At 66.9% G+C, this 13,314-nt stretch carries 10 protein-coding genes; 2 read left to right on the top strand and 8 right to left on the bottom strand.

Annotated features, from left to right (window positions below; genetic code table 11):
- Positions 1-59: 59 nt before the first annotated feature.
- The 8 genes from RCH07_RS06285 to RCH07_RS06320 all read right to left on the bottom strand — a co-directional run bounded on the left by RCH07_RS06285 (position 60) and on the right by RCH07_RS06320 (position 11,698).
- Positions 60-1,106 carry a nucleoside hydrolase gene (locus RCH07_RS06285; protein WP_326966616.1) on the bottom strand — a complete coding sequence of 349 codons (1,047 nt, stop codon included), beginning with the start codon at positions 1,104-1,106 and terminating at the stop codon, positions 60-62.
- Between the two features lie 32 nt (positions 1,107-1,138).
- A complete protein-coding gene (locus tag RCH07_RS06290; RefSeq protein WP_326966617.1) occupies positions 1,139-2,116 on the bottom strand; it encodes an aldo/keto reductase in 978 nt (325 codons plus the stop codon).
- 72 nt (positions 2,117-2,188) lie between these two features.
- On the bottom strand, positions 2,189-2,407 hold the full coding sequence (locus RCH07_RS06295; protein ID WP_326966618.1) for a hypothetical protein: 219 nt from the start codon (positions 2,405-2,407) through the stop codon (positions 2,189-2,191).
- 53 nt (positions 2,408-2,460) lie between these two features.
- The gene (locus RCH07_RS06300) at positions 2,461-3,018 is read right to left on the bottom strand and encodes a hypothetical protein (protein ID WP_326966619.1); all 558 of its coding nucleotides are present in this window, start codon (positions 3,016-3,018) and stop codon (positions 2,461-2,463) included.
- 133 nt (positions 3,019-3,151) lie between these two features.
- Entirely contained in the window at positions 3,152-5,125 is a 1,974-nt protein-coding gene (dxs, locus tag RCH07_RS06305) for a 1-deoxy-D-xylulose-5-phosphate synthase (RefSeq protein WP_326966620.1), read from the bottom strand.
- A 257-nt stretch (positions 5,126-5,382) separates the two neighbouring features.
- Positions 5,383-8,223, bottom strand: a complete 2,841-nt coding sequence (locus RCH07_RS06310) for an aconitate hydratase (protein WP_326966621.1) — start codon at positions 8,221-8,223, stop codon at positions 5,383-5,385.
- A gap of 155 nt (positions 8,224-8,378) precedes the next feature.
- The gene (locus RCH07_RS06315; protein ID WP_326966622.1) at positions 8,379-9,725 is read right to left on the bottom strand and encodes a class I SAM-dependent RNA methyltransferase; all 1,347 of its coding nucleotides are present in this window, start codon (positions 9,723-9,725) and stop codon (positions 8,379-8,381) included.
- Complete coding sequence (locus RCH07_RS06320) at positions 9,722-11,698, bottom strand: APC family permease (RefSeq protein WP_326966623.1); 1,977 nt, start codon at positions 11,696-11,698, stop codon at positions 9,722-9,724. The genes RCH07_RS06315 and RCH07_RS06320 overlap by 4 nt, the downstream gene beginning before the upstream one ends.
- A gap of 121 nt (positions 11,699-11,819) precedes the next feature.
- Between RCH07_RS06320 and RCH07_RS06325 the strand changes: the two genes are divergently transcribed.
- Complete coding sequence (locus RCH07_RS06325) at positions 11,820-12,491, top strand: potassium channel family protein (protein WP_326966624.1); 672 nt, start codon at positions 11,820-11,822, stop codon at positions 12,489-12,491.
- Positions 12,492-13,250 carry a potassium channel family protein gene (locus RCH07_RS06330; protein WP_326966625.1) on the top strand — a complete coding sequence of 253 codons (759 nt, stop codon included), beginning with the start codon at positions 12,492-12,494 and terminating at the stop codon, positions 13,248-13,250.
- Positions 13,251-13,314 lie beyond the last annotated feature (64 nt).

The following is a 13,314-nucleotide window of genomic DNA, read 5'->3' on the forward strand; positions in this document are numbered from 1 at the left end:
GACCAAAACCCCTGCTACCTGGCCCACCGGCCTAGCGTGAATTTCCCCAGCCTTGGTCCTCAGTCCCGGTCCGCGCCGACTTTCCGGGCCAGCGCGCCCACGGAGGAAATCAGCTCCTCGAAACACTGCTCCGGGTCGTTGGAGTCCACTATCCGCGCGTTCGGCGGCAGTCCCCACAGGCCGCGGAAGTCCGCCACCGTGGTACCGATGAGCAGCGGCGACTCGATTTCGACGTCGACCGTGGCCAGCCGTGCGGTGAACGGGGTCCGGCCGGCCGCGGCGCAGGCTGCGAAGGCGTCGTGCATGTGTGCCACGTAACCCTGGTCATAGAGACGGTGGAACTCCAGATAGAACCGGATCGCGTCGGAGAGGCAGGCCACCAACGGATTGTCCGAGGTGCTGCGCAGTCCTTCGGGCTGTTCCGGCAGGACAAGTTCCGGCCCGGCCCCGGCCGCCTCGGCGAGGCGTTTGAGGTGTTCCGGCCGCATTTCGATCCGCTCGGTGGATTCCAGCGCGCAGACGAGCGGCAGCTTGTCCTCCGGGAGGCCGCGGTAGGCATCGAAGACTTCCTTGGCGGCGTGCGGGTCCACCGAGACGTTCCATTCCGCCGTCGGCGTGGTGTTGCCCTGGTAGTAGAAGCTGCCGCCCATGATCACCAGGCCCTTGAGCAGCCGCGGCAGCTCCGGTTCGCGGCGCAGGGCGAGGGCAAAGTTGGTCAGCGGACCAGTAATCAGCCCGGTGATCTCGCCCGGGCTGGCCCTGACCTCTTCCACCCAGACGTCGACGGCGTGGCGCGCTGAGATTTGCTGGGCGGGCGGCGGCAGTTCGGCGTAGCCGATCCCCTGCGGCCCGTGGGTCTCCTCGGTGGTGACCAGCGGAATCTCCAGCGGCACCTCGGCGCCGATGGCCACCTCAATGCCCTGCCGGCCGCACAATTCCAGCAGGGCCAGGTTATTCAGCGCCACCTGCCGGGCCCCCACATTCCCGGCGGTGCACGTGATGGCCTGGAGGCGCACCTCCGGCCGGGACAGCAGGTAGACCAGGGCGAGGGCGTCGTCGATGCCGGTGTCCACGTCCAGCAGGACAGTCTGCGTTGGAGCGGGCACCGTCAGATCCCACCCGGGTGCAAGGGCGCCACTTAGAACAGCGCGACCCTGGGCGTGCGCGGGAAGAGGTCGTTCAGTTCGGCCAGTTCCGCGGCGCTGGGGATCCACGCAACGGCAGCGGCGTTCTGCCGGACCTGCTCGGGCCGGGTGGCTCCCGCGATGACGCTGCTGACCGAGGGCTGGGCAGCGAGCCAGGAGAACGCCACCTGGATCTCGTTCAGGCCCCGCTCCGCGGCGAAGGCGCTGAAGGCGCCAAGCTGGTCCCAGTCGGCGTCGTGGACCAGGTTGGTGCGGGTGTGGCTGAGCCGGGATCCCTCGGGCGCGGTGTCCTTGGCATACTTGCCGGTCAGCAGGCCGTTGGCGAGGGGGAAGTACGGCAACACGCCCAGGCCGTAGGCAACGGCTGCGGGCGTGACTTCGAGTTCGGCCCGGCGGTCCAGCAGGTTGTAGTGGTTCTGGCTGGAGATGAACCGTGATCCCCCGCGGGCCCGGGCCACGAATTCGGCCTCGGCAATCTGCCAGCCGGCCCGGTTGGAGTGGCCGAGGTAGCGTACCTTGCCGCTGGTGACGAGCTCGTCGAGGGCCGCGAGGGTCTCATCGATCGGGGTCAGCGGGTCGGGGACGTGGAACTGGTAGAGGTCGATCCAGTCGGTGCCGAGCCGTCGCAGCGAGGCCTCCGCGGCCTTGATGATGTAGCGGCGGGATCCGCGGGCGCCGAAGTCGTTCCCGTTCGCCCCGCGCATGTCCATGCCGAATTTGGTGGCGATGACCGCATCGTCACGGCGCCCCCTGAGGGCGTTGCCCAGCATCGTCTCGCTGAGGCCCGGCTCCCGGCCGTAGGTGTCCGCGACGTCGAAGAAGGTGATGCCGGCGTCCAGGGCCGCATGCACGACGGCGTCGGTCCCGCCCTGCGACCCGGTGGCCGTATTGGCCCGGCCGAGATTGTTGCAGCCGAGTCCCACCACGGAGACGGTTAATCCGGAATTTCCTACGCGTCGGTATTCAGTCATGGGATTCAGCCTATCCCGGGCCGGCACGGGGACCGGCCGGGTCCGGGGCCGGGCCCCCGGGCGGGTGACCCGCTAATTCCGGGGCAGCTCCAGGCCGTGTTCATCCAGCGCGTCCTGCAGCTGCGCGAGGGTGCGGGGGCAGACCCCCGGCATGCCCGCGAGGCGGCGCTGGCCAAGCAGCGCGACGTGTTCAAGGGTTTCCACTCCTGCATGCGCGAGCGTCCTGCGCGCAGGGGCGGCCAGCCCTGCCGGGAGCGGGGTGCTGCCTGGTTGAGGGGATTTACGTGTCATTGGCTGCCTTCCAGTCGGTTGCCCCCGTATGGTTGCGGACCGTGCCGGGCGCCCTAAAGCGTGAAGCTGTTCGCCGGCTTCGGTGAGTGCTTGAGCCTGAAGGACGTCTCGCCGAACGGTGCCGCGCCGATGCTCAGCTTGGTGAAGTCCAGGTCCTCACCGCGAACGCACACCTTGATGGCGCTCACGGCCTTATTCACGTCCGGGGTGAGGATGATGATATTCAGCTTGGAGTCGGAAAATTCGGAGCGGTCCACGACGCCCAGTCCGCGCCATGCCAGGTGGCTGATCAGGGCGTCCTTTGCTTTCTCTTCGAGGTAGCGGTCCCGGTCCGTGCCGTCCTTGGTCTTGAGCGCATACTGGGCAACCACCCAGAACTGCTCCTGCTCGGGGATCTCGGCGAAGCCGTCGTCGGCGCACTGTGCGGCGAACGCGTCCATCAGACCCTCAGCGGCGGCCGCGTCGGCGACATCGGTCTCGTCGGTCTTGCTCTGGTGCCCGACGACGCCGTGGTTCATCACGAACTGGCTGTAGTCCTCGTCGAACCAGGCCTCCCTGAAGTCAAGGACCCCTTCGTCGCTGCGTTTGTAGACCCGGATAATTCCGCTCATGCCTGTCCTCTCCTGAACCTTTCGCGGCCGGCGCCGTCAAACGGTGGCTCTTGTGCCTTCACTGCCTGGTACAGCTGATGTGTTCCCGGGTTGATCCGGGGCACCGGATCGCCCGTCAGGACCCCGGGGACCCTCACAGAATCGGCAGGCTGCCGGTGCTGGGGTGTTCCTGCCCGGGAAGGGGCCGCGCGAACGGCACCTTGGTCCCCAGGACCTGCGCCACGACGTCGTGCGTGACCTGCTGGGCGGTCAGTCCGACGCGGGCCAGGACCTGGCTGCGGGTTCCGTGGTCCAGGAACTCGACCGGGAGGCCCACCTCGTTGAGGGCCGTATCGACTCCGGCGGCCCGCATTTCCTGCCGGATCCGGGAGCCGACGCCGCCGGCGCGCACGCCGTCCTCGATGCAGATGACCAGACGGTGGTGCGAGGCGAGGGCGATGATGGAGTTCCGGACCGGGAGGACCCAGCGGGGGTCCACCACGGTGGAGCTGATTCCCTGCGCTCCAAGCCGGTTCGAGACGTCCAGCGCGAGTTCGGACATCGCGCCGACGCTGACGATCAGGACATCGTTTTCGCTTGAGCCTGCGGGGCGGCGGGCGAGGACATCGACGCCGTCGCTGAGCCGTTCCACGGCTTCAACCTCGGCACCGACGCTGCCTTTGGAATAACGGATCACGCTGGGCGCGTCCTCGATCGAGACGGCCTCACGGAGTTCCTCGCGCAGCCGGGTGGCGTCGCGGGGTGCGGCCAGGTGAAGTCCGGGCACGATCTGGACCATGGCCATGTCCCACATGCCGTGGTGGCTGGCACCGTCGGGTCCGGTGACGCCGGCCCGGTCCAGGACGATGGTGACCCCTGCCTTGTGCAGGGCCACGTCCATCAGCAGCTGGTCGAAGGCGCGGTTCAGGAAAGTCGCGTACACGGCGACGACGGGGTGCAGCCCGCCGAACGCCATGCCCGCGGCGGAGGTGAGGGCGTGCTGTTCGGCGATCCCGACGTCGAACACCCGCGCGGGGTGCCGGGTCGCGAACTTGTGCAGCCCCACGGGGATCAGCATGGCGCCGGTGATGCCCACAATGTCTTTGCGCTCGTCCGCGATATCGGCGATCTCGTCGGCGAACACGGCGGTCCAGGACTTAGAGCCGCCGACCTCGGTGGGCTCGCCGGTCTCCGGGTCGATGATCCCGACGGCGTGGAACTGGTCCGCCTCATGGGCGCGGGCGGGCGCATAGCCGTGGCCCTTCTCCGTCATGGCGTGGACAATCACGGGTCCTGCGTAGTTCTTGGCGGTGGAGAGGGCGTGCTCCATGGCCTGGAGGTCATGGCCGTCCACCGGGCCGATGTACTTCATGCCGAGGTCCTCGAACAGGCCCTGCGGGGCCCACCAGTCCTTGATGCCCTTCTTCATGGCGTGCAGGCTGCGGTAGGTGAACTGGCCGACGGGTCCGCCGTTCTGCAGCTTCCGCCGCCACCAGTCCAGGGTGCCTTCGTAGGCGGGCGCGGCGCGGAAGGAATCGATGGTGGGGCGCAGCGAGGCGAGGTAATCCGCGAATCCGCCCACCGTCGGGGCGTAGGAGCGGCCGTTGTCATTGACCACTATCACCACGCGGCGTTTCCTGTCCGCGGCGATGTTGTTGATGGCCTCCCAGGCCATGCCGCCGGTCAGGGCGCCGTCGCCCACGACGGCGATCACGTAGCGGTCACCGTCGCCGGTGAGCCGCCGGGCGCGGGAGATCCCGTCGGCCCAGGACAACGAAGAGGAGGCGTGTGAGCTTTCGACGATGTCGTGCTCGGACTCGGCGCGGTCCGGGTAGCCGGAGAGGCCGCCCTGCTGGCGCAGCGTGCTGAAGTCCTGGCGTCCGGTGAGGAGTTTGTGCACGTAGGACTGGTGCCCGGTGTCGAAGACGATGCTGTCGCGGGGTGAATCGAAGATCCGGTGCACCGCGATGGTGAGCTCAACGACGCCGAGGTTGGGGCCGAGGTGCCCGCCCGTCTGGGAGACGTTGCCGATGAGGAAGTTCCTGACGTCGGCTGCCAGCTGTTCCAGCTGCGCCCCGGACAATTTGCTCAGGTCCTGCGGATTCCGGATGGTCTCCAAGATTCCCAACGGCCCCTCCTTCGGGTGGTGGACATGCCTTTTAACTCTAACGCCTCCGGACTGGCCCCCGTGCCCGATTTTTGGCCGGAATGCTGCCCGGGATGCTGGCGGGAACGTGAAGGCCCCGGTCGGTCAGGGACCGGCCGGGGCCTTCACGCCTGGCGGCTCCTCCCTTGCGGGAGAAGTCCGCCGCTAGTTGGCGGAGACGATCTCCGCGCTCCCGCGGTAACCCGGCGGAAAAGCATTGCCGGGTTTACCGCGGGTCCCTACGCGGAGATCTGGCGCAGCACGTACTGCAGGATTCCGCCGTTGCGGTAGTAGTCCGCCTCGCCCGGGGTGTCGATGCGCAGGACCGCATCGAAGGACGTGACGGCGCCGTCTTCCGCCGTTGCCGTGACTTTCAGCGTCTTCGGCGTGGTGCCCTCGTTGAGAGCGGTGACGCCCTCAACCGCGAAGGATTCCGTTCCGGTCAGCCCGAGGCTGGCAGCGTTCTGGCCGGCCGGGTACTGCAGCGGCAGGACGCCCATGCCGATCAGGTTGGAGCGGTGGATGCGCTCGTAGCTTTCGGCCACAACGGCCTTGACACCCAGCAGCGCGGTGCCCTTGGCGGCCCAGTCACGGGACGAACCGGAGCCATACTCCTTGCCGGCCAGGACCACCAGCGGGATGCCGGCGGCCTGGTAGTTCTGGGCGGCATCGTAGACGTAGGCCTGCGGGCCGTCCGCCTGCGTGAAGTCGCGGGTGAATCCGCCCTCGACGCCCGCTCCGTCGTTGAAATCAGCCAGAATCTGGTTCTTGATCCGGATGTTCGCGAAGGTGCCGCGGATCATGACCTCGTGGTTGCCGCGGCGTGAGCCGTAGGAGTTGAAGTCCTTGCGCTCCACACCGTTGGCCAGCAGGTACTGCCCGGCCGGGGTGTCCGACTTGAAAGAACCTGCCGGTGAGATGTGGTCCGTTGTGACCGAGTCGCCAAGCGTCAGCAGCACGCGGGCGCCGGTGATGTCCTTGACGGGCTCCGGGGTCGCCTTGATGCCGTCGAAGTACGGGGGCTTCCGGACGTAGGTGGACTTGGGATCCCAGGCGAAGGTGTCGCCGGCCGGGGTGGAAAGGGCCTTCCAGCGGTCGTCGCCGTCGAAGACGCCCTCGTAGCCGCGGGCGAACATGTCCTTGTCGATCGAGGAGTCAATGACCTGCTGGACCTCGACCGGGTTCGGCCAGATGTCCTTCAGGAAGACGTCGTTGCCGGCCTGGTCCTGGCCCAGCGCGTCGGCTTCGAAGTCGAAGTCCATGGTTCCGGCCAGGGCGTAGGCGATGACCAGCGGCGGGGAGGCCAGGTAGTTCATCTTCACGTCCGGGTTGATCCGGCCTTCGAAGTTGCGGTTACCGGAGAGCACCGCGGCGACGGAAAGATCGTTGGCCGCGATGGCCTCGGAGATTTCGGCGTCGAGCGGGCCGGAGTTGCCGATGCAGGTCGCGCAGCCGTAGCCGACGATGTAGAAGCCAAGCTTCTCCAGGTACGGCGTCAGGCCCGACTTGTTGTAGTAGTCCGTGACCACCTTGGACCCGGGAGCCACGGAGGTCTTGACCCACGGCTTCGAGGCCAGGCCCTTCTCGACGGCGTTGCGGGCCAGCAGTGCAGCCGCCAGCATCACGGACGGGTTGGACGTGTTGGTGCAGGACGTGATCGACGCGATCGAGACCGCGCCGTGGTCCAGCTCGAATTCGCGGCCGTCGGCGGTCTTGACGTTGACCTTGTTGGACGGGCGGCCGTTGGACGTTGGGCCGTGCGCGTGCGGGGCGTCGTCCGTCAGGTGCGTTCCGGAGGCGGTGAAGGACGGTGCGTCCGAGGCGGGGAAGCTCTCGTCGATCGCTTCGTCCAGGCTGCCGCCGGCCAGCTCTTCCTTCACATAGTTGCGCAGGTCCTGGCGGAACTGGGCCTTCGACTCGGTGAGGATGATGCGGTCCTGCGGGCGCTTCGGGCCGGAGATCGACGGAACAACCGTGGACAGGTCCAGCTCGAGGTACTCGGAGAACTCGATCACCTTGGAAGGGTCGTGCCAGAGGCCCTGTTCCTTCGCGTATGCCTCGACGAGGGCGACGTTCTGCTCGGACCGGCCGGTGAGGCGCAGGTACTCGAGGGTGACGTCGTCGATCGGGAATATGGCGGCCGTCGAGCCGAACTCCGGGCTCATGTTGCCGATCGTGGCGCGGTTGGCGAGCGGCACAGCCGCGACACCTTCGCCGTAGAACTCCACGAACTTGCCCACAACCCCGTGCTTGCGCAGCTGTTCGGTGATGGTCAGCACAACGTCGGTGGCGGTGGCGCCGGCCGGGATGGACCCTGTCAGTTTGAAGCCCACGACGCGCGGGATCAGCATGGAGACGGGCTGGCCGAGCATGGCAGCCTCGGCTTCGATGCCGCCGACGCCCCAGCCCAGCACGCCCAGGCCGTTGACCATGGTGGTGTGCGAGTCGGTGCCGACGCAGGTGTCCGGGTAGGCCCGGAGGACGGTGCCGGTCTCGGTGTCCACCTCGCGGGTCATGACGGTGCGCGCAAGGTACTCGATGTTGACCTGGTGCACGATGCCGGTTCCCGGCGGGACTACCTTGAAGTCATCGAACGCCGTCTGGCCCCACCGCAGGAACTGGTAACGCTCACCATTGCGCTGGTACTCGATCTCCATGTTGCGCTCCAGTGCGCCGGAATTGCCGAAGGCGTCGATCTGCACCGAGTGGTCAATCACCATCTCGGCCGGTGCCAGCGGGTTGACCCGCTTGGGGTCGCCGCCGAGTTCCTTGACTGCTTCACGCATGGTGGCAAGGTCCACAACGCAGGGCACGCCAGTGAAGTCCTGCATGATCACGCGCGCCGGCGTGAACTGGATTTCAGTGTCGGGCTCGGCGCTGGGGTCCCAGCCGGCCAGTGCGCGGACGTGGCCGGCCGTAATGTTGGCGCCGTCCTCGGTCCTCAACAGGTTTTCAAGCAATACCTTGAGGCTGAACGGAAGGTTATTTGCACCTTCAACGGAGTTCAACCGGAAAATTTCATATTCGGTACCGGCTACATTAAGTTTGCCTTTTGAACCGAAGCTGTCCACAATGCTCATCGCAGGACTCCTCTCGCAACAGTTTCATCTTTGTCGCGCCGCAGACCCCTTACTAGTTAGGCGAACCTAACTGGTACCAGTGTTAGCGCAGGGTGCGTGAGGTCAGCCGTGATTACGGAGCGCGACGTCGGACTACTCCGCCCATCGTAGTGGCATCAGCCCCGGGGCGTCAGCAGCGCCACAGTCTCCATGTGGTGGGTGTGCGGATAGAGGTCAAAGGCGCGCAGCCCTGACAGCTCCCAGCCGCCCGCCTGGAAGTAGCCAACATCGCGGGCGAACGACGCCGGATCGCAGGACACATAGGCCACGGCCCGGGGTCCGGCCCCGATGACCTGGTTCACAACGGCCCTGCCTGCTCCGGCCCGGGGCGGGTCCAGCAGAATGGCGTCGAAGCGGCGTGCTTTATCGCGCAGCACCCGTTCCACCCGGCCCTGGACAATCTCGACCTGGGACGCGTCATGAAGGTTTTTCCGGGCGTCCCGGCTGCTGCCGGGCGATCCCTCCACCGAGAGTACCGAGCCGGTCACGCCGACGGCGTCTGCCAGCGGCGCGGTGAAGAGGCCCGCCCCGGCGTAGAGGTCCGCCGCCACGGCGCCCGGCGCGAGGAAACCGCCGTCGTGCAGGAAAGCCGTCACGGCCCCCACCAGCGTGTCGGGGGCATCCCGGTGGATCTGCCAGAAACCGTCGCCGGTGACGCGGTAGTCGTGGCCGGCCGCGGTCTCCTGGACATAGGTGCGGCCGCGCAGCCGCAGCACCTCGCCCTTGACCGGGTCAAAACTCGCCACGGAAACGTCCTCGGGCAGCTGCGCGAGGACAGCGCTGAGCCGCTTGGCCCGGGTTCCGGCGCCGGGCACCACGAGCACCAGCGGGCGGGAGCCGTTGGCCGGGGCCGCCACCTCCACACGGTCGATGCCCTGCAGATCGATGTCCCAGAGCCGGAGGGCGTTGATGGCATCCACGGCCAGCGGCATCCCACCCACCGGGAGGACCAGCTCCGAGCGGTGGGCATGCATGCCGAGCTTCCCGGCCGGGGTCACGCCGAAACCGGCACGGGTCCGCCAGGCGAGGCCCGCCGTCGCCGGCGTTCCCGGCTCCCCCACGGCCTCCACAGTGATGGTGCGTTCGACGCCGGCCAGGCGCCGCAGCTGTTCGGCCAGCACCTCGCCCTTGAGGCTGCGCTGGCGTTCAAGTGACATGTGGCCCAGTTCCGCCCCGCCAACGGGCGGGTGGCGGTGGGACCAGGAGCGCTGCGAATCCGCAAGGTCCCAGAAATGCTCCACCCGGTCCGGGGAGGCTTCCAGGACCTCCACCACGTCGGCCCGCCAAAACTTGGCCTCCGGGCCCGACTCGGTGAGGCGGACGCGGACCCTTTCGCCGGGGATGCCGTGCCGGACAAACACCACACGCCCCTCGTGCCGGGCAACGCAGTGCCCGCCGTGCGCCACCGGGCCGACGTCGACCACAAGGTCGGTGGGGGCGTGGGTCTGGGTGTCGGGGCTCATTGGGTATCCTGCAGTCTCTTTGCTTCCTCGGACGATTTGAGTTGCCACGGCACGCTCGCCACCATGACGCCGGGCTCAAAATGCAGCCGCGTCTTGATCCGCAGCGCGGTCTGGTTGTGTACCAGCTGCTCCCACCACTTGCCCACCACGTACTCGGGGATGTAGACCACGATCAGGTCGCGCGGCGAGTCCCGCCGCATGTTCTTGATGTACTCCATGATGGGTGTCACCGTTTCGCGGAACGGGCTGGCCAGCACCGTCAGCGGTACCGGAATTTCGAGCTTCTCCCAGTCCGCGATGGTCTGCTCAGTTTCCTCGGAGCTGATGTCCACCGTGATGGCGTCCAGCCGGGAAGGGCGCGAGGCGCGGGCGTAGGCCAACGCACGCAGCACGGGTTTGCGGACGTGGGAGACCAGCAGCACGGCGTGCACACGGGTGGGCAGGGCCCGCGGCGAGGAGTCCTCATCCACGGCCAGTTCCTTCGCAACATTGTCATAGTGCGCCCGGATGCTCCACATGATCAGGAACAGCACGAACATGGCCAGCAGCGCGATCCAGGCGCCCTGCAGGAACTTGGTGACCAGCACGATCACCAGGACAAGCGCCGTCATGCAGAAACCGATGGTGTTGATGAGGCGCGACTTGGCCATTTTCGCCTTCAGGGCCGGGTCCTTGGCAAGCTTCAGCTCGCGCCCCCAGTGCCGGATCATACCGAACTGGCTCACGGTGAACGAGATGAACACGCCCACAATGTAGAGCTGGATGAGTTTGGTGACGTCCCCGTTGAAGGCGATGATCAGCACGATGGCCCCGGCGGCCAGCGCCAGGACACCATTGCTGAAGGCGAGCCGGTCTCCGCGGGTGCGCAGCTGCCGCGGCAGGTAGCCGTCCTGGGCCAGGATCGAGCCGAGCACCGGGAAGCCGTTGAAGGCCGTGTTGGAGGCGAACACCAGGATCACCCCGGTAGCGGCAACCACGAGGAAGAAAAAGATGGAACCCTGGCCGAAAATGGTCTGTGCGATCTGGCTGATGGCCGGGCTCTGGATGTAGTCCTCCGGCAGCGGCTTGCCGTCCAGCAGGAATTCCGTCGCCGGATCCAGCACGATATGCACCTTGGTGGCGTTGGCGAGGTAGATGATGCCGGCCAGCATGGAAGCGGCGATGACGCCGAGCAGGAGCAGCGTGGTGGCGGCGTTTTTGCTCTTGGGTTTCTTGAAGTTCGGCACCCCGTTGCTGATGGCCTCGATACCGGTCAACGCTGCGGCGCCCGATGAGAAGGCACGCAGCAGCAGGAACGCCCCCGCGAGACCAATCAGGCCTTCATCGAAGCCTTCCGCGGGGACAATTTCGAACGCCGCGGACGGCGCCTCGGCCAGCTGGCCGGTGACCGCCTGGAAGACGCCGACGGCCGTCATGCCGAGGATGGAGGCCATGAAAATGTACGTCGGGACCGCGAAGACGCTGCCGGCCTCTTTGATCCCGCGCAGGTTCACCAGGGCCAGGAGGACGACGCCGATCGTGGCGATGGCAGCCTGCTGGCCGTGCAGCGCGGGGACGGCTGTGGTGAGGTAGGTGGCGGCCGAGGACATCGACACCGCGACGGTCAGGACGTAGTCCACGAGCAGCGCGGCAGCCACCGTAAGCCCGGCGTACTTGCCGAGGTTCACGTTGGCGATCTCGTAGTCGCCGCCGCCGGAGGGGTACGCGTGGACGTTTTGCCGGTAGGACGCGACGACGGTGAGCAGCACCACCATGACGGCCAGCCCCACCCAGGGTGAGAACGCCACGGCACTGACGCCGGAGAGAGCCAGCGTCAGCAGGATTTCGTCCGGCGCATACGCCACGGAGGACAGAGCGTCGGAGGCGAAGATGGGAAGCGCGATCCGCTTCGGAAGCAGCGTGTGGGCCAGGTTGTCGTTCCGGAAGGGTTTACCGACCAGGACCCGCTTCACGGCATTGAATATTGTTGGCACCACCCAAAACTAGTCTGATTCAGTCGCGATGTCATGACGGGGCCCGTCCCCGGCCGCGCGGGCCGCCGTGGCCGGTAGAGTTTTACGCAGCAACAGACACCAAAGCTTTAAGGAGGCACGTGTGGCGCACTTCGTGATCATGGGATGTGGCCGCGTGGGAGCCACCCTGGCGCACACGCTGGAGGACGCCGGGCATTCGGTGGCGATCATCGACCAGGACGACCGCGCCTTCCGGCGGCTCCGCACGGGTTTCACCGGCCGCAAGGTCACCGGCGTCGGCTTCGACCGGGAGACTCTCAAGCAGGCCGGCGTCGCGGAAGCCTATGCCTTCGCCGCCGTCTCCAGCGGCGACAATTCCAACATCCTTGCCACCCGGGTTGCCCGGGAAACCTTCCACGTCCCCCACGTCGTCGCCAGGATCTACGATCCGGGCCGCGCTGAAATCTACCAGCGGCTCGGCATCCCCACGGTTGCGGCCGTGCGTTGGAGTGCGGACCAGGTGCTCCGCCGGATCCTGCCGGAGCAGCACATCGCCGGCGATTTCCGTGATCCCTCCGGCCGGCTGGTATTGGCCGAGGTGGACCTGGATCCGGACTGGATCGGCCACCCGGTGACCTCGGTTGAAAAGGCCGCAGGCATCCGTGTCGCCTACCTGACCCGCTTCGGTGAGGGCATGCTGCCCGTGGCCGGCACCCTGTACCAGGACGGCGACACCGTCCACGCCATGATGAGCGTGGACCGCGGCACCGAAGTTGCCCACATTCTTGCCAAGTCCCCCGCCAAGGAGTCCTAAGTGAAAGTCGTCATCGTCGGGGCGGGAAGCGTCGGTTCCTCGATCGCCCGTGAGCTGCTGGCCCACAAACACGAAATCCTGCTGATCGACCTCAAGCCGGAGGTGATCGGTCGCAGCGGCCTCCGCGGCGCCCGCTGGCTTGTCGGGGATGCCTGCGAACTCAGCACGCTGAAAGAGGCGAAACTGGAAGATGCCGACGTCGTGGTCTCCGCCAGTGGCGACGACAAAGTCAACCTCGTCGTCTCGCTGCTGGCGAAAACCGAGTTCGGCGTCGGGCGGACGGTGGGCCGGGTCAACAACCCCAAGAACGACTGGATGTTCGATGATTCCTGGGGCGTCGACGTCGCGGTCAACACTCCTCAGCTTATGACGGCGCTCGTCGAGGAAGCCGTGGAGATCGGTGACCTGGTCCGGCTGCTGACCCTGCAGACGGGAGTGTCATCGCTGGTCGAGTTCACGGTCCCCCACGATTCGCACGTGATCGGGCTGACCGTCGGCGACATCGTGTGGCCGGAGGACTCCACCCTGGTTGCCATCCTGCGGGACCAGGCACCGATCACTCCGAGCCGGGATGACGTGATCGACGGCGGCGACGAGCTGTTCTTCGTCACCACCATCGTGGCCGAGGACGAGCTGCGCGCGCTCCTTGCCCCCGAGTCCCAGATCGACGAACCGGACGGCGAAGGGCAGCACCCGGTCACCTCGGACCGGCACGGCCAAGGGAACGGACCGTCCGAGAACGACGGCTTCGACGGCTAGGGCTGCGAGCTGCCAGCAGCCGTTGAGCTATCAGCAGTCGTTGAGCTATCAGCAGCCGTTGAGC

The organism is Arthrobacter sp. CG_A4 (assembly GCF_035985125.1).
Lineage (GTDB): Bacteria > Actinomycetota > Actinomycetes > Actinomycetales > Micrococcaceae > Arthrobacter.